This window comes from Streptomyces sp. NPDC032091 (assembly GCF_055580265.1).
The window spans coordinates 1-15651 of sequence record NZ_JBVILR010000039.1 but is presented as its reverse complement, the minus strand read 5'-3'; the positions used below and the strand labels follow the sequence as shown (position 1 = coordinate 15651).

Here is a 15651-nt window from a genome sequence, read left to right as displayed (position 1 = left end):
GGGTTGTGCCGAGCGTCGAAGGAGCCCACCGGTCATGACGGACGACGACCAGGATCACGGCGGCTCCGCGCGGCGGACGGCCGCGCAGCAGGAGAAGTGGAAGGCGAAGGGCGTCGCGCTGCGCGCCTTCTTCTACATCGCCGGCACGCACGTGTTCGCCGCCTTCGTGATGCTGCTGTTCTATCTGGGGCAGCACGCCCAGAAGTGAGGCGTCCGGCGGGGCGCCCGCGCGGCGACCGCCTCCTCCACCCCCTACCGGGGTATGACACGCGGCTTGGCTCTCCGGTCCGACGTGCGGCCGGGTACCGCCTTCCTACCTTCCTCTCCGTCACGAGGAGAGAGGGGACAGGGCATGCGCCGCTTCGGGAGGACGACCGCCACGGCCGCACAGGAGGCCGTCACCGCGCTGCGGCGCGCCGCCGGGCGGATCGACCGGAAGACGCCCGGCGACCGGGACCGGGCGGTCGACGGGCTGCGGGCGCTGGCCCTGCTCGGGGTGCCGACCGGGCACTGGCTGCTCGGCGGTTTCACCCTCGACCCGGAGGGCGGGCTGCACAACGCCAGTCCGCTGTCGTCCGTCGGCGCCCTCGCCCCGGCGAGCTGGGTGCTCCAGATGCTCGGGGTCTTCTTCCTCGTCGGCGGCTACGCCTCGGTGCTCTCCTTCCGCCGCCGCACGGGCTCCACCCGGGCCTGGCTCAAGGGGCGGATGGTGCGCCTGGGCCGGCCGGTGCTGGGGGTGACGGCGGTGTGGGCCGTGGCCGCGCCGGCGCTGTACGCGGCGGGGGTGCCGGAGGCCACGCTGCGGACGGCGGCGACCCTGGTGGTCCAGCCGCTGTGGTTCGTCGGGGTGTACGCGGTGGTGACGGTCCTGACCCCGTACTGCGTACGGGCGGCGGGGCGGCTCGGCGGCTGGGCGGCGGCCCCGCTGCTGGTGTCGGTGGCGGTGGTCGACTTCCTGCGGTACGGGCCGTTCGCCGGCTCGGTGCCGTCCTGGCTGTCCCTGCTGAACGTCCTGCCGGGCTGGCTGTTCGCCTATCAGCTGGGCGTGTCCTGGGGCGAGGGGCGGATCGGCCGGCGCGGGGCCCGGCTGCTGCTGGTGGGCGGGGCGGCGCTGTTCGCGGTGCTGCTGGCGGTGTTCCACTACCCGGCGTCGATGGTCGGGGTGCCGGGGGCGGCGCGGACCAACTCGCATCCGCCGTCGCTGCTGGTCCTGGCCCTGGCCTCGGCCCAGTCGGGCGCGGCGATCCTGCTGCGGGACCGGCTGGCGCGGCTGCTGGAGCGGCCGGCGCTGTGGGCGCCGGTGGTGGTGGTCAACCTGTCGGCGATGACCGTCCTGTGCTGGCACCAGACGGCGATGCTGGCGGCGGCGGTGCCGGCCTCGTTCGCGGGCGGCGGGGTGGTGGGGCTGACGACGGCGCCCGCCGGACCGGACTGGGTCGCGGCGCGGGCGCTGTGGCTGCCGGTGTTCGCGCTTCTGCTGGTGGGGATCGCCCGGTACGCGCGCCGGTTCGAGGCGCCGCCGGGTGCCCGGGGCCGGGGGTCTGCGGTCCGCGGGGCCGTGGCGGGGGCGCTGGCCGCCGGGTTCGGGGCGTTCGCGCTGGGTCTGGCATAGGGGCCCCGGTCGCGGAGCACCCGTACACGACGAGAGCGCCGCTCCCGGAGGGGAGCGGCGCTCTCTCGTCGGTGCGGCGCGGACGCCGGGGGTCAGGCGATGGAGGCGGCCACGATCGCGGCGACCGCGAGGTTGCAGCAGGCGGTGACCCAGACGGCCGGGTGCGGCTCCGGGTCGACCACGATGGCGCCGAGCTTGCCCGGGGTCACCAGGTCCAGCACCAGGAAGGCCACGGCCATCAGGACCAGGCCGAGCAGGCCGAAGGCGGCCGTGGACAGCAGCCCCTTGCCGAAGTCCTCGTACGTCGTCCAGATCGAGGTGAAGACGATGCCGCCGATGCCGAGGAGCGCGGAGCTGAGCAGCAGGGCCGCGTTGCGGTTGCGCTCCTCCCAGATCTGCCGCGGGAGCTTGCCCGGCGTCAGCACGTCCACGAGGACGATGCCGAGGATCAGCAGGACCAGCCCGACGGCGCCGTAGGCGGTCGTACGGCCGAGTCCGTTGACGATGTCGCTCATTCAGAAGCCTGCCTGACGCGGGGTGGGACGGGGGGCGAGGATGGTCCAGGACGGCCGGGGACGCGCCGCGGGGAGGCCGAATCTATCGCACGGCCCGGCCCCGGACCATGGGGAGGTCAGGAGATGGCAAAGGCCAGGCCCGCGCGGGCCGGTGAGGCGGCGGCACTGTCCGCGCTGGTCATGCGGTCCAAGGCGCACTGGGGGTACGGCGCGGAGTTCCTCGCCGCGTGCGCGCCGCAGCTGCGCGTCGGGGAGGGGGACCTGGCGGACCGGCGGATCACGGTGGCCGAGAACGCCCGCGGCGAACTGCTGGGCTGTGCCTCCCTGGAGGGCGACGGAGCGGACTCTTCCGGGCCGGCGCGGCTCGGGCTGCTGTTCGTGGAGCCCTCCGCCATCGGCCGGGGGGTCGGGCGGCTGCTGTACCTGGACGCCGTGCGCCGCGCGGCCGGACTCGGGTTCCGGCGGCTGCTGATCGACGCCGACCCCCATGCGGCGGGCTTCTACCGGGCGATGGGCGCCGTCCCGGCGGCCGGCTCCCCGCCGGGGCTGGTCCGGTTCGAGGTGGCCCCCGCTCCCCTCGCGGGGTGGGCGCGGGCCTGGACGGGCGGGGGTGCGGCGGTGCACGTGGGCAACGTCGCCGAGTTCAACGCCCAGTTCGCCGACGCCTCCCTCGACGGCGGGCAGCGGCCCGCGCACGACTACGCCTGCCTGGCCGCCTTCTACAGCCCGCTCCCGGCCGCGCTGGTCCTGCCGCGGCCGGTGCCGCGCTGGTGGACCGGCGCCGTCGGGCGGACGCTGGACTGGGAGCCGGAGGTGGAGGTGTACGACGGGCTGGCGGAGCGGGGCCCGGGCCTGTCGGAGGCCGTGCTGGCCCGGCCGGCGCTGGTCCGGCGGGTGAGGGGGTTCGGGCTGCCGCTCGTACCGTGGGGGCGGACGGAGCCGTACGCGCGGCTCGCCGGTCCATCGTGGCGGCCGGGCGCGCTGCGGTACGAGTCCAAGTCGCAGGCGCACGCCCTGTTCGCCCGGATCCTGGCGGGCGGCGGCCATCCGGCGGTGGTGCTGCCCGCGCAGTGGCGGGCCCCCACCCGCAGGGCGGCGGTCCGGCACGCGGCGGCGCGGGCCCGGGCCGGCGAGAGCACCGTTCTCAAATCGGAGCACGGCGTCGGGGGTTCGGGCACCGCCGTGGTGACCCCCGCGCGCCTGCGGGCGGACGGCGGCGCCCGGGCCCTGCTGCGCCGGCTGCCGCGCGGCCCGTTGCTGGTGGAGGAGTACGTGCACGGCCCGGCGGAGTCCGGCACTCCGCGGGACCTGACCTATGACGGCTTCGTGGACGGTGCCGGCCGCCCGCACCGGGTCGGCGCGGCCCTGATGGACGTGGCGGACGGCGGCTACCGCGGGGCCACCGTGGGCCCCGGGGTGGTGCCGGCCCCGCTGGAAGGCCCGCTGCTGGCCTTCGGCGAGGCGGTGGGCCGGGAGCTGGCGGAGGCCGGCCACCGGGGCTGGTTCGACGTGGACTTCGTCGTGGACGCGACGGGACGGCTCGCGCCGACCGAGGCCAACCTGCGGCTCACCGGCCCGTCGGCGGCGTTCATGGTGGCCGCCCGACTGGACGCGGTGCGGGGCGCGGGGCACCTCGTACGGATCGCGGACCGGGTGGAGCTGGGCGCCCGGCTGCCGGAGGCCCAGCTGGAGGAGGTGTGCGCCGCCCTGGCGCGGGACTGCGCGGCCCTGGGCGCCGTGTTCCTGCCGGCGATCCCGACGGGTGCGTTCGACCCGGCGCCGTGGCTGGGCGTGCTGGTGGCCGCGCACAGCCGGGAGGCTCTGGACGCGGCCGAGGCCCTGGTCCGGGACCGGGCCCGGGCACTGGGCGACCCCTTCGGCGCCGGGGAGCGGGCCTGGACAGAACCCTAGTCGGACGGTGGGGCGGGGGGCCTGCGGGTGAGGTGGACGGCCACGATGAAGCCCGCGACCATCAGCGGGACGTTGAAGGTGTAGACGAGGGCGGCCTGCCGGGGCCAGTCGTGCTTGGCCGCGAGCCGGTAGAGGTTGTCCTGCGGCCACCAGGCCAGCAGCAGGTAGGCCGCGGCCAGGTGGGCGGCGGCCGTCAGGCGCCGGCCGGGGCCCGGGCGGGACATCCTGCGGCGGCCCGCGAACAGGAACAGCAGGCCCGCGGCGAAGGCCGAGCACTCGAAGAGGTAGAGGACGAAGAAGAGGAACGACCACGGGCCGGGCACCCCGGTGAGGTCGGTGGAGCCGGGCCAGATCAGGTCGGTGGCGAGCAGGGTGAGCACGGCGAGCGGCACCGCCGCGCAGCCGAAGCCGAACCAGCCGGGCACCTCCCCGCCCGTCGCCGCCCCGTACTTGCCGCCGCCCGCGGGCCGGGCCCCGGGCTCGGCGGGCCGCGGCACGGCCTCCCGGTCCTCCTGGCCCGCCCGGGTGCGGGGCAGGGTGCGCAGGTGCACCAGGCGGGCCGGGCTCCCGGCCGGGGGCACCCGGCCCGCGAGGTGCTCGCGCAGCCCCTCGACGTCCAGGCGGGCGCCGGCGCCGTCCCGGCCGGGGTGGCCGGGGGGCGCGGCGACGTACGCGACGAGCCGGGTGTTGCGGCGGTTGCCGACGGGGGCCAGGACGGCCGCGCCGACGCCGGGGTGGGTGCGGATCGCGGACTCGACCGGATGCGGGTCGAGGGGGCTGCCGTCGGCGAGGGTGATCCGGTCGCGCAGGCGTCCCGCGAACTCCAGCAGCCCGTCCGGGCGGAGCACGGCCAGGTCGCCGGTGGCCAGGACGTCGCCGCCGCCCGGCGGGGTCAGGAGCAGTTCCCCCTCCCGCAGTTCGACGCCGCCGCCGGGGAACGGGGTCCCGAGCGGGCAGAGGCGTTCGGGTTCGTCCAGGAGGCGCGGCAGCTGCGGCAGTTCGAACCAGGTGCCGGCGCCGGCCGCCTCGGCGGGGGCGTAGACGGCCAGGACGCGGGCGCCGGGGCGGAGCCGGTCCTGCAGGGCGGTCTGCTGGTCGAGGTAGAAGCGGTCGCCGGTGACGGTGAGCAGGCGCAGGGCCGACAGCCGGGGGGCGGGTTCGCGGCGGCCCCGGGGGGCGGCGCCGGCCGGGTCGAGGCTGCGGTCGAGCAGGCGCAGGGCGCCCGCGGGGTCGGTGTGCAGCGCGCTGACCTCGTGCTCCGCCACCGCCTCCGGTATCTCCCCGGGTGTCCAGGCCGGGCCGTCGGGGAGGACGAGGGCCCCGCCCGCGCACAGGGCGCGGGTCCAGCCGGCGGCGAAGGGCGTGAGGTCGGGGCCGCCGGTGAACAGGTGGCGGTCCTCGGGGGTGAGCCCTGCCACCTGGGCCCAGGCCTCGTGGGCGGCGAGGAGCAGGGCGTGGCCGACGGGGACGGGGCGGGGCGCGGTGGTTCCGGTGAACAGGACTGCTGCCGGGCCCGGCTGCGGTGTGCGGGCCGGGGCGTGGCCGGGCCGGGCCGCGACCGCGTCGGCCTCCGTGTCCGTGAGCAGGGTCGGCAGGCCCTTGCCCTGGTCCAGGCGGGCGGCGCCCGCGGCGTCGGTGAGCAGCAGGCCGGGGGCCAGGGCGGTGAGCTGGAGCCGCGCGGTGCGGGGGTCGGCGGCGTCGACCAGGGCGTAGGCGGCGCCGGCCTTGAGGGCGGCGAGGAGGGCGACGACGGCGTCCTCGCGGCGGGCGGCGGCGATGGCGATCCGGGCGCCGGCGGGCAGGGGCAGGGCGAGGAGGTGGTGGGCGAGGCGGTTGGCGCGCGCGTCGAGCGCTGCGTAGGAGAGGGGGCTGCGGCGGACGATGACGGCGGGGGCTCCGGGGGTGTCGCGGGCCCACTGCTCGAAGCGCTCCAGGACGGTGTCGGCGGCGGGCCGGCCGGGGCCGGCGGCGTGCGGTGCCTGCGTCATTCCCCGATGATGCCACCGCGCCGTCAGCGGGCACGGGGTTCTCGTAAATCCGCTCCCGTCAGCGCGAGTTGACCGGCGGGCGCCCCCGCGGGTGGTCCCGCACCGTTCCCTTGACCTGAAGTTTGGTCGAGGTTCTACCGTGGGGGTCATGGACATGGAAGTCACCGCGTGGCACTCGCTGCACAGCGCGATCAACGCCCAGCAGGGCGGCCGGCCCCCGTTCTCGCGGGCGAGCCTGCGCCGGATCGCCGCCTTCGCCCGCCCCCACCGACGCGGGCTCACCCTTTTCCTCCTGCTCAGCGTGGTGGGCGCGCTGCTCGCGGTGGCCACTCCGCTGCTGGCCAGCCGGATCGTCGACGCGATCGTGCGCGGGGCGAAGGCCGGCGGGGACGGCGACACGGGCGGGGTCGTCCGGCTCGCGCTGCTGATCGCGGTCATCGCGGTGGCCGAGGCGGGGCTGGGCCTGCTGACCCGCAAGCTCTCCTCGACCCTCGGCGAGGGGCTGATCCTGGACCTGCGCCGGGCGGTCTTCGACCACGTGCAGCGGATGCCGGTGGCCTTCTTCACCCGGACCCGGACGGGAGCCCTGGTCAGCCGCCTCAACAACGACGTGATCGGCGCGCAGCGGGCCTTCAGCAACACCCTGTCCGGAGTGGTCTCGAACGTGGTGACCCTGCTGCTGACGCTGGGGGTGATGCTGAGCATCTCCTGGCAGATCACCCTGCTGGCCCTGGCGCTGCTGCCGGTGTTCGTGCTGCCGGCCCGCCGGATGGGCACCCGCATGGCCGCGATGCAGCGGGAGGCCGCGGCGCTGAACGCGGCGATGGGCACACAGATGACGGAACGGTTCTCCGCGCCCGGCGCCACCCTCGTCAAGCTGTTCGGGCGGCCCGCCGACGAGTCAGCCGAGTTCGCGGCCCGCGCGGCCCGGGTGCGGGACATCGGCATCCGGACGGCGATGGCCCAGTCGGCGTTCATCACGGCCCTGACCCTGGTCTCGGCGCTGGCCCTCGCCCTCGTCTACGGCCTGGGCGGCTACTACGCGCTGCGCGGCAGCCTGGAGGCCGGCTCGGTCGTCGCCCTGGCCCTGCTCCTGACCCGGCTGTACGCCCCGCTGACCGCGCTGGCCGGCGCCCGCGTGGAGGTGATGAGCGCGATGGTCAGCTTCGAGCGGGTCTTCGAGATCCTCGACCTGGAGCCGCTGATCGCGCAGAAGCCGGACGCCCGCCGGGTGCCCGACGGCCCGGTGGCGGTGGAGTTCGACCGGGTCTCCTTCGGCTACCCCTCCCCGGACAAGGTCTCGCTGGCCTCCCTGGAGGAGGTGGCCGTCCTCGACACGCGGGGCGGCACGCAGGTGCTGCACGAGGTGTCGTTCCGCGCGGAGCCCGGGCAGATGATCGCCCTGGTCGGCTCCTCCGGCGCCGGCAAGTCCACCATCGCCCAGCTGCTGCCCCGCCTGTACGACGTGGACGCGGGCGCGGTGCGCCTCGGCGGGATCGACGTCCGCGACCTCACCGCCGACTCGATCCGCGACACCCTCGGCATGGTCACCCAGGACGGGCACCTCTTCCACGAGTCGGTACGGGCCAACCTGCTGCTGGCCCGGCCCGACGCCGCCGAGGAGGAGCTGTGGGAGGCCCTGCGCCGCTCCCGCCTGGACGGCCTGGTCGCCTCCCTGCCCGACGGCCTGGACACCGTCGTCGGCGAGCGCGGCTACCGGCTGTCGGGCGGGGAGCGGCAGCGGCTGACCATCGCACGGCTGCTGCTGGCCCGGCAGCGGGTGGTGATCCTGGACGAGGCCACCGCCCACCTGGACTCGACCTCCGAGGCGGCCGTCCAGGAGGCCCTGGCCGAGGCCCTGGCGGGCCGGACGGCGGTGGTGATCGCGCACCGGCTCTCCACCGTGCAGGCCGCCGACCTGATCCTGGTCGTGGAGGAGGGCCGCATCGTGGAACGCGGCACGCACAGCACGCTGCTGGCGGCGGGCGGCCGCTACGAGGAGCTGTACCGCACCCAGTTCGCGACGCGCGGCGCGGCCGCGGCCGGCTGAGCCCCGGCGCGGCCCGCGCGGCCCGTCAAGGGGCGAGGACGTCGAGTTCCTCCAGGGCGCCGAGGGCGATCCGGCGGGTCAGGGCCTCGGCGCCGGCCGCGTCGCCCTCGCGGACCGCCTCGGCGACCCGGACGTGCAGGGTGACGGCGGCCGGGTCGGGGTCGTGGAACATCACGTCGTGCCGGGTCCGGCCCGTGAGGACCTCGGCGACGACGTCGCCGAGGCGGGCGAACATCTCGTTGCCGGAGGCGTCCAGCACCGTGCGGTGGAAGGCGACGTCGTGGTGCAGGTACTCCTCCAGCCGGTGGCCCCGGGAGGTGCTGACCATGCCGAGGGCCGCCTCCGTGAGGCGCGCGCACTGCTCGGGAGTGGCCCGGGAGGCGGCGAGGCCGGCCGCGACGGGTTCGACGGCCGAGCGAAGGACGGTCAGGGAGCGCAGCTGGCGCGGGCGGTCGGCGCCGGCGAGCCGCCAGCGGATGACCTGGGGGTCGTAGAGGTTCCACTCCTCGGACGGGCGGACGGTGACCCCGACCCGGCGGCGGGACTCGACGAGCCGCATGGACTCCAGGACGCGGACCACCTCCCGCACGACCGTCCGGGAGGCCCCGAACCGCGCGGCGATCCCGTCGGTGCGCAGCACGCTGCCGGGCGGGTGCTCGCCGGCCGTGATCGCGAGGCCGAGGGTGTCCAGTACCCGGGAGTGGAGTCCTTGGCCCGGACTGCCTTCGGTGGTCATGGCGCAAGCGTACGGTGGCGCCCCGCGCGACATTACATATGGTTTTTCGCCGACCAACTCTTGAATAAGTAGTACTTAATGCGGTTCAGTGGTGCCCGTCAACGACGACGGCACCGAGGAACGGCGAGGTACGAGGTGGGCTCCCAGCGCGTCATCGTGGTGATGGGCGTGGCCGGCACGGGCAAGACGACCGTGGGACGGCTGCTCGCGGAGGCGCTCGGCGTCCCCTACGCCGAGGGCGACGCCTTCCATCCGGCGGCCAACGTGGCCAAGATGTCGGCCGGCACCCCGCTGGACGACGCCGACCGCCGGCCCTGGCTGGACGCCGTCGGCGGGTGGATCCGCGGCCGGGGCGCGCCCGGCGGCGGCGTGGTCGCCGCCTCCTGTCTCAAGCGGGTCTACCGCGACCGGCTGCGGGCCGCCGCGCCCGGGGGCGTGGTGTTCGTCCACCTCACCGGTGACCGCGCGCTGATCGGGGAGCGGATGGCCGCCCGTACGGGGCACTTCATGCCCGCCTCCCTGCTGGACTCCCAGTTCGCCGTGCTCGAACCGCTCCAGGCGGACGAGCCCGGGGTCGCCGTCGACGTGACCGGCACCCCGCAGGAGATCACCGGGCGGGCGCTCGCCGCGCTGCGCGCGTTCGAGAGCTGAGGAACCCCCACCATGACCGGTTTCGGCCTCGGCGCCCTCGCGGCGGCCGCCCCCGCCCCCATCACCTCGGCCGGTGACGCCCGGCTCGGCGCCGCCGTCCTCGCGGGCATCGCCGTCATCGTGCTGCTCATCACCCGCTTCCGGCTGCACGCCTTCCTGGCCCTGACGGTCGGCTCACTGGCCCTCGGCACGCTCGCGGGCGCCCCGGTCGACAGGACGATCGCCAGTTTCACCGCCGGGCTCGGCTCCACGGTCGCGGGCGTCGGCGTCCTCATCGCGCTGGGCGCGGTCCTCGGCGGGCTCCTGGCCCACTCCGGCGGCGCGGACGAGATCGTCGACACGATCCTCGCCCGCGCCCGGGGCCGCGCCATGCCGTGGGCCATGGTGCTGATCGCGTCGGTGATCGGGCTGCCGCTCTTCTTCGAGGTCGGCATCGTGCTGCTGGTCCCGGTGGTGCTGCTGGTCGCCCGGCGCGGGGGCCACTCCCCCGTGCGGATCGGGATACCGGCCCTGGCCGGCCTGTCGGTGATGCACGGGCTGGTCCCGCCGCACCCCGGCCCGCTGGTCGCCGTGGACGCGCTGCACGCGGACCTCGGCGTGACCCTGGCCCTCGGGGTGCTGGTGGCGGTCCCGACGGTGGTCGTCGCCGGGCCGCTGTTCGGGCGGTTCGCGGCCCGCCGGGTGGACGTGCCGGTTCCGCCGGAGGCGGCGCCCGTGTCCCCGGCGCCCGCGGCAGGCGGCCCGGCCGTCCGGCGGCCCCGGTTCGGGGCCACGGTCTGCACCGTGCTGCTGCCGGTGGCCCTGATGCTGGGCAAGGCGCTGGCGGACATCGCCGTCGACGACCCGGCCGACGGGGTGCGGCGCGTCGCGGACGTCGCCGGCTCGCCGCTGGTCGCCCTCCTGGCGGCCGTGGTGGTCGGGATGTTCACCCTGGGCCGGGCGGCCGGCTTCACCCGGGACCGGCTGGCGTCCACGGTGGAGCGGTCCCTCGCCCCGATCGGGGGCATCCTGCTGATCGTGGGGGCGGGCGGCGGGTTCAAGCAGACGCTGATCGACGCCGGCGTCGGGCGGATGGTCCTGGACCTCTCCCGGGACTGGGCCGTGCCCACCCTGCTGCTGGCCTGGCTGATCGCGGTCGCGATCCGGCTGGCGACCGGCTCGGCGACGGTCGCCACCATTTCCGCGTCGGGCCTGGTGGCCCCCCTGGCCGCCGGCCTCCCGACGGCGCAGACCGCCCTGCTGGTGCTGGCCGTCGGGGCCGGCTCGCTGTTCTTCAGTCATGTCAACGACGCCGGGTTCTGGCTGGTCAAGGAGTACTTCGGGATGAGCGTCGGCCAGACCGTGCGGACCTGGTCGGTGATGGAGACGATCATCTCCGTGGTGGGACTGGGCTTCGTCCTGCTGCTGTCGCTGGTCCTGTGACCCGCCGTGGCCCCCGCTCGAAGACGGGGGTCACGACCGTCGCGGGTCCGGGCCGTCGAGCTGGGCCGCCGCGAGGGCGAAGCCGTCGGCCGCGCGGGCGCAGCGGTCGGCGAGGGCGGCCACCTCGGCGCGGAGGGCGTCGGCCTGCGGCCCGCGCCACTCCAGTGCCGCCGCCCCCGCCCGCAGCCGCCGGGCGTGGGCACGCAGGACGGCGCAGTGGCCGCGCAGGCCGTCGGCGGGTGCGGACGGGACGGGGCGCGGCGGGCGGCAGTCGCTCAACGGTTCCTCCAGGGGGTGGGGCCGGGACGGCCCGGCCGGCGAGCGGGAGCGGGCGGCCGCCCGTCACCCGGCCCCCGGCGCCGTCGGGTACGGGCGCGCCGTACCGGAGCCGGGCCCGCGCCGCCGTCCCCGCTCTCGCCGCGGGGGCCGCGCGCGCAGAAGGCCCGCAGGGCGGCGCCGAGGCCCAGCAGCGGTTCGGCGGTGACGGCCCGGCCGGTGGCGACCTGCCAGCCCGCGTGGTCGTTGAACGGGTTCTCGTCGGTGAGCGCGTGCCAGGCCAGGATGTCCGCGAAGGTCGGGGCGAGCAGGGTGAAGGCCTGCCCGGCGCCCCGCTCGCGCAGGATGTGCCGGAAGGCGCGGGCGGCTTCGGCCTGCCGGCCCCCGTCGACGGCCCGCAGGACGGCGGCACAGTCGGGATCCGCGCGGAGCTCGGGCCGGCCCGCGGTCGCGACGCGGATGCGCGCCTTCAGCCCGCAGACGGCCGCGCTGACGGCCAGGCTCTCCCGCCGGGCGAGGATCCCGGCGAACCATCCGGCCCGGGCCACGCCCCTGCCGCGCGGGGCCCAGCCGAGACCGGCCGGGTCGGTGAGGGTGCGCAGCAGGGTCCGCCAGGCGCGGCGCCGGCGGCTGCTGCGGGCCACGAGGGCCCCGGCCGGCAGGCGTGCGCCGAACGCGAGCCCGGAGGCGTACCGGGCGGCTTCGCCCACGGCGTCGGCGGCCTCGGCCAGTTCCCGGCACAGGGCGTCGAGCGTGTCGGCGTCCGGGTCGGCGGCCGGCGCGGTCACGGCGTCGGACATGGGCTCCTCGCGGGGGCTGCGTAGGGCGCTGCGCAGGGCGGCTTCGGGCGGTGACGGGATCACCGTACGTCGGCCCCGCGTGCGGCGCGCTCCGACTGCGCTACGAGGGTGGGCCGCCGGTCAGGGCCGGTTCGGTGAGGCTCTCGCGGGCGAAGGCCGCCTCGCGGAAGGCGGTGCGCAGCCGGGCGCCGGACCCGCCGCCGGGTCCGGGGACCAGGACGGCCCACCGGTCGTGGCGCGGGGCGAGCCACAGGGCGGGGCCGGGGCCGGACGGGGGGTGGTGGGCCCACACCCCGCCGGGCGCGGGGTGCCACAGGAGGCCCCGGGAGGGGGTGAGTTCGCCGGTGCGGATACGCAGGGACTCGGCGGTCCAGGCGCGGGGGACGGGGTGGTCGGCCGGGGAGAGCAGGTGGCGCAGGAACCGGGCGAGGTCGGCCAGGGTGGTGCGGAGGACGCCGTCGGCGAGGCGGGTGCGGGTCATGCCGAGGGGCTGCCAGATCCGGGTCGCGGCGCCGTCGCCGAGGGGGGCGCCGCCGAGGCGTTCGGCGAGACGGGTGAGGGCCGCGAGGGCGGCCGGGCCGTCCGCGCGGGTGAGGAGCTGGTGGGTGGTGGCTCCCGGGGGCGGTTCGGCGGCGGACGGTTCCCCGTAGGCCGTGAGGGGGGTGTGCAGGGTGAGTTCCCCCCGGGCCACGAGGGCGCCGAGGAGGGGCCAGAGCGCGAGGGCGGGGGTGAGGCAGGCCGCGTCGAGCGGGGTGTCCCAGTCGCCCGGCGGGCCGGGGCGGGCGGCGTGGACGCGGTCCGCCGAGCCCACCGCCCAGACCGCGTCCGGGTCGGCGGTGCGCATGAGGGCCTCGATCTGCGGCGTCATGCCGGGAACGGTACGGGGGCCCGCGCGACCCGCCGGGAAGTCGCGGCCCGCGCCGCGGCCCGCCACCCGAATGCCGGGGCGGGCGCGGCGACGCGGGTTACGGGGACACCGGGCGCGGCCCGGACGGGCTCGGCACCGCGTACCCGCCCCCGGCGGCGTGTACGCGGAGGCGACGGCGTGTGCGCGGAGGCGGCGGCGTAACCGCCCGCTGGACCTTCGGGGGCGGGCGGGTCAGCCTGGAGGGATGAGTGCGATACCCGGCGAACCCGTGCCCGGCCCCGGTACGTCGTCACCCCCGCCCGCCGATCCCGGGCCCGGGCCGGAACCGGCCGTGGTGCTGCGGTCCGCGCGGGGGCGGTGGGTGCTGCTGGCCACCGTGCTCGGGTCCGCGATGGCCCTGCTGGACTCGACCGTGGTCAACGTCGCCCTCCCCCGCATCGGCCGCGACCTCGGCGCCGACCTGGCGGTGCTCCAGTGGACGGTCAACGCCTATCTGCTGACCCTGGCCGGGCTGATCCTGGTCGGCGGGGCGCTGGGCGACCGGTTCGGACGGCGGCGGGTCTTCGTCCTCGGGGTGGTGTGGTTCGCCGTGGGCTCCCTGCTGTGCGGCATCGCCCCGAACGCCGGGGTGCTCATCGGCGCCCGCGCCCTCCAGGGGATCGGCGGGGCCCTGCTGACCCCCGGTTCGCTCGCCCTGATCCAGGGCTCGATCCGGGCCGACGACCGAGCCCGGGCGGTGGGCCTGTGGTCGGGGTTCGGCGGTGTCGGCGCGGCCGTGGGGCCCTTCCTCGGCGGCTGGCTGGTGGACGGGCCGGGCTGGCGGTGGGTGTTCCTGCTGAACGTGCCGGTGGCCGCGCTGTGCGTGCCGGTCGCGCTCCGGCACGTGCCCGAGTCGCGGGACCCGCAGGCCGGCGGGCGGTTCGACGTGCTCGGGGCGGTGCTCGGCGCGGCCGCCCTCGCCCTGGTCACGTACGCGCTGATCGAGGCCCGTTCCGCGACCGGGGCCGTCGTCGGGGCGGGGGTGGGCGGGGTGCTGCTGGCGGCGGCGTTCGTGTACGTGGAGCGGCGGCGGCCCGATCCGATGGTGCCGCCGGACGTCTTCGCCTCCCGCCAGTTCACCGCCGTCAACCTGGTCACGCTGTGCGTGTACGCGGCCTTCGGCGGGTTCTTCTTCCTCGTCGTGCTCCAGCTCCAGGTGGTGTCCGGGTACTCGGCCCTCGGCGCGGGGGCCGCGCTGCTGCCGACGACCGTCCTGATGCTTCTGCTGTCGGCCCGCGCGGGGGCGCTGGGCGAGCGGATCGGGCCGCGGATCCCGCTCACCGTCGGCCCGCTGCTGTGCGCCGCCGGGATGCTGCTGACGCTGCGGGTGGGGCCGCACGCCTCGTACGCGCGGGACGTGCTGCCCGCCATGGTGGTGCTCGGGGCGGGCATGGCGGCCCTGGTGGCCCCGCTGACCGCGACCGTGCTGGCCGCCCTGGACCCCGGCCGGGCGGGTCTGGCCAGCGGGATCAACAACGCCGCCGCCCGGGCCGCCGGGCTGCTCGCGGTGGCGGCGCTGCCGCTGCTGGCCGGGATGGGCCCCGACGCCTACCTGTCGGCCGGCGCCTTCGACGCGGCCTACGGGCGGGCCATGGCCTGGTGCGCGGGGCTGCTGGTGGCGGGCGCGGCCCTGGCCTGGGCGACCGTACGCTCCCCCTCGCCCGGGGCCTGCCACCCGGAGTGCCGGACGTCCTGCGCGGTCGGCTCCCCGCCGCTGGAGGACCCGCACGGGGCGCGGCACCCGCGGGAATCGGCTCCCTGACCGGCCCGGAGTCTCCCCGTGTGCTGGAGCGCGTCGGTGGACCTGGCGGCGGGGTCGGCCGTGGCCGCCGCCGGGGTGGTGTGCCTGGCGCGCGTGCGCGGGCCCCGGGACCTGCCCGTGGCGGCGCTCCCGCTGCTGCTGGGGGCGCACCAGCTGGTCGAGGCCGCCGTCTGGGACGCGGGCGGCGGCTGCGGCCCGGCGGCCACGGCCTGGGCGGTGATCGCCCTGCCCGTGCTGCCGCTGTGGGTGCCCCTCGGGGTGCTGCTCGCGGCACCGCCCCGGGCGCGGCGCCGGCTGTGGGCCCCCGCGGCGGTCGGCCTGGCGACCGCCGCGGTGCTCGCGTACTGCCTGGCCGTACGGCCGGTGGGCGCCGAGGTCCGGGGCCGTGTGATGGGCTACGCGGTGGACGTGCCGTACGCGCCGCTGGTCCTGGCGGGGTACCTGGCCGCCACCCTCGGCTCCCTGCTGCTCTCCGGCGAACGCGGGCTGCGGCTGCTGGGGGCCGTGCTGGGCGTGGGGGCGGTGGTGTGCGCGGCGGTGTGGCGGCTGGAGTTCGCCTCCACGTGGTGCGCCTTCGCCGCGGCGGCGTCGCTGCTGGTGCTGGGCTGGGTCCGGCGGGCGGTGCCCGGCGCCGGCCCCTCCGCTACTGGTTCCGGCCGCCCAGGACGAACAGCAGGTACACGAAGAAGGCGAAGAGGTGGCCGACGAACAGGTACGCGATCAGCCGGATGACCAGGCCGCGCGGGAACTTGGACTCGAAGCGGCGGAAGACGCCCAGCGGCGCCTGCCGCTCGGGGGCGGTGGACATGTTCTCTCCCTCGGACATGCGGGTGGGCTCCTCGGTCGGTCGGTGGGGCGGTCGGTGGGTCGGTCGGACCGGCCCGTCTAGGTCGTCTCTTTCGGATCTTGCCGGTCAAGCCCGCGTCTCCCCCAGCTACCGCTGGGAGGTGCCCCCAGGTGCCGTGCATCGGCGCCTTGGCGGGGCGCCGCCGTACTGGACGTACTTGGTGCCCCGCCAAGG

The 15651-nt window shown here is 77.0% G+C and carries 15 protein-coding genes; 8 read left to right on the top strand and 7 right to left on the bottom strand.

What is annotated here, in order from left to right; translation table 11 throughout:
- Positions 1-34 precede the first annotated feature (34 nt).
- Positions 35-208, top strand: a complete 174-nt coding sequence (locus tag ACZ5NJ_RS36660; protein WP_468770960.1) for a DUF6126 family protein — start codon at positions 35-37, stop codon at positions 206-208.
- 144 nt (positions 209-352) lie between these two features.
- Positions 353-1612 (top strand): acyltransferase family protein, encoded by a 1260-nt coding sequence (locus tag ACZ5NJ_RS36655; RefSeq protein WP_468770958.1) that lies wholly within the window; start codon positions 353-355, stop codon positions 1610-1612.
- A gap of 92 nt (positions 1613-1704) precedes the next feature.
- Here ACZ5NJ_RS36655 and ACZ5NJ_RS36650 read toward each other — a convergent pair whose 3' ends face one another.
- On the bottom strand, positions 1705-2127 hold the full coding sequence (locus tag ACZ5NJ_RS36650; protein WP_468770956.1) for a DUF350 domain-containing protein: 423 nt from the start codon (positions 2125-2127) through the stop codon (positions 1705-1707).
- A 123-nt stretch (positions 2128-2250) separates the two neighbouring features.
- Here ACZ5NJ_RS36650 and ACZ5NJ_RS36645 point away from each other — a divergent pair, with 123 nt between their 5' ends.
- Complete coding sequence (locus ACZ5NJ_RS36645; RefSeq protein ID WP_468770954.1) at positions 2251-4038, top strand: GNAT family N-acetyltransferase; 1788 nt, start codon at positions 2251-2253, stop codon at positions 4036-4038.
- Here ACZ5NJ_RS36645 and ACZ5NJ_RS36640 read toward each other — a convergent pair.
- On the bottom strand, positions 4035-6026 hold the full coding sequence (locus ACZ5NJ_RS36640; RefSeq protein ID WP_468770952.1) for an AMP-binding protein: 1992 nt from the start codon (positions 6024-6026) through the stop codon (positions 4035-4037). The two genes, ACZ5NJ_RS36645 and ACZ5NJ_RS36640, sit on opposite strands and share 4 nt — an antisense overlap.
- Positions 6027-6174: 148 nt before the next feature.
- Between ACZ5NJ_RS36640 and ACZ5NJ_RS36635 the strand changes: the two genes are divergently transcribed.
- On the top strand, positions 6175-8076 hold the full coding sequence (locus ACZ5NJ_RS36635; protein WP_468770950.1) for an ABC transporter ATP-binding protein: 1902 nt from the start codon (positions 6175-6177) through the stop codon (positions 8074-8076).
- Positions 8077-8101: 25 nt separating this feature from the next.
- On the opposite strand, the gene ACZ5NJ_RS36630 is transcribed toward ACZ5NJ_RS36635, so the two are convergent.
- On the bottom strand, positions 8102-8812 hold the full coding sequence (locus tag ACZ5NJ_RS36630; protein WP_468770948.1) for a FadR/GntR family transcriptional regulator: 711 nt from the start codon (positions 8810-8812) through the stop codon (positions 8102-8104).
- 162 nt (positions 8813-8974) lie between these two features.
- On the opposite strand from ACZ5NJ_RS36630, the gene ACZ5NJ_RS36625 reads away from it, so the two are divergent.
- Together ACZ5NJ_RS36625 and ACZ5NJ_RS36620 are read left to right on the top strand one after the other, a co-directional pair.
- On the top strand, positions 8975-9463 hold the full coding sequence (locus tag ACZ5NJ_RS36625) for a gluconokinase (RefSeq protein ID WP_468771009.1): 489 nt from the start codon (positions 8975-8977) through the stop codon (positions 9461-9463).
- 12 nt (positions 9464-9475) lie between these two features.
- Positions 9476-10885, top strand: a complete 1410-nt coding sequence (locus ACZ5NJ_RS36620; RefSeq protein WP_468770946.1) for a GntT/GntP/DsdX family permease — start codon at positions 9476-9478, stop codon at positions 10883-10885.
- Between the two features lie 30 nt (positions 10886-10915).
- Here the strand turns inward: ACZ5NJ_RS36620 and ACZ5NJ_RS36615 are convergent, their stop codons facing one another.
- From ACZ5NJ_RS36615 to ACZ5NJ_RS36605, 3 genes are all read right to left on the bottom strand, one after another.
- Positions 10916-11164 (bottom strand): hypothetical protein, encoded by a 249-nt coding sequence (locus tag ACZ5NJ_RS36615; protein ID WP_468770944.1) that lies wholly within the window; start codon positions 11162-11164, stop codon positions 10916-10918.
- Positions 11161-11961, bottom strand: a complete 801-nt coding sequence (locus ACZ5NJ_RS36610) for a hypothetical protein (RefSeq protein WP_468770942.1) — start codon at positions 11959-11961, stop codon at positions 11161-11163. Before ACZ5NJ_RS36610 ends, ACZ5NJ_RS36615 begins: the two co-directional genes overlap by 4 nt.
- 100 nt (positions 11962-12061) lie before the next feature.
- Complete coding sequence (locus ACZ5NJ_RS36605) at positions 12062-12829, bottom strand: serine hydrolase domain-containing protein (RefSeq protein WP_468770940.1); 768 nt, start codon at positions 12827-12829, stop codon at positions 12062-12064.
- A 244-nt stretch (positions 12830-13073) separates the two neighbouring features.
- On the opposite strand from ACZ5NJ_RS36605, the gene ACZ5NJ_RS36600 reads away from it, so the two are divergent.
- Positions 13074-14630 (top strand): MFS transporter, encoded by a 1557-nt coding sequence (locus ACZ5NJ_RS36600; protein ID WP_468770938.1) that lies wholly within the window; start codon positions 13074-13076, stop codon positions 14628-14630.
- An 18-nt stretch (positions 14631-14648) separates the two neighbouring features.
- On the top strand, positions 14649-15362 hold the full coding sequence (locus ACZ5NJ_RS36595; protein ID WP_468770936.1) for a DUF6629 family protein: 714 nt from the start codon (positions 14649-14651) through the stop codon (positions 15360-15362).
- Here the strand turns inward: ACZ5NJ_RS36595 and ACZ5NJ_RS36590 are convergent.
- Positions 15274-15456, bottom strand: a complete 183-nt coding sequence (locus ACZ5NJ_RS36590) for a DUF6126 family protein (protein WP_468770934.1) — start codon at positions 15454-15456, stop codon at positions 15274-15276. The genes ACZ5NJ_RS36595 and ACZ5NJ_RS36590 overlap by 89 nt on opposite strands.
- Between the last annotated feature and the right edge of the window lie 195 nt (positions 15457-15651).